This window comes from Leifsonia sp. SIMBA_070, from assembly GCF_046534635.1.
Classification (GTDB): Bacteria; Actinomycetota; Actinomycetes; order Actinomycetales; family Microbacteriaceae; genus Leifsonia.
This window is the reverse complement of sequence record NZ_JAWRYK010000633.1, coordinates 1-252: the sequence shown is the minus strand read 5'-3', so window position 1 is coordinate 252 and position 252 is coordinate 1. Positions and strand designations below refer to the sequence as shown.

General features: G+C 67.5%; 1 protein-coding gene. It reads left to right on the top strand.

What is annotated here, in order from left to right:
• The coding region (locus SB754_RS21765; protein ID WP_410784394.1) for a hypothetical protein at positions 1-214 on the top strand (214 nt) is incomplete at its 5' end.
• Positions 215-252 lie beyond the last annotated feature (38 nt).

Below are 252 nucleotides of genomic sequence, written 5' to 3'. Positions count from 1 at the left end.
GGGACGAGGTGGCCAGGGACTCGCGGCCGAAGAAACCCCACAGAATGAAGGCGATGGCCAGGGCACCGGTTACTCCGAAGAGAACCTTATCCAGCCTGGCGGGGGTCTCGGTGGCGCGCGCGGTTTCATGCGCGCGTTCGGTCTCGCGAAGCTGCGTCAGCAGCTCCTGGTCCGGATCCGCGTCGGGCTCGGCGGGAACAGCATCGACGGGTGATGCTGCTGTTCCGGCGTCCGGGTGGAGGGACTCTCCAC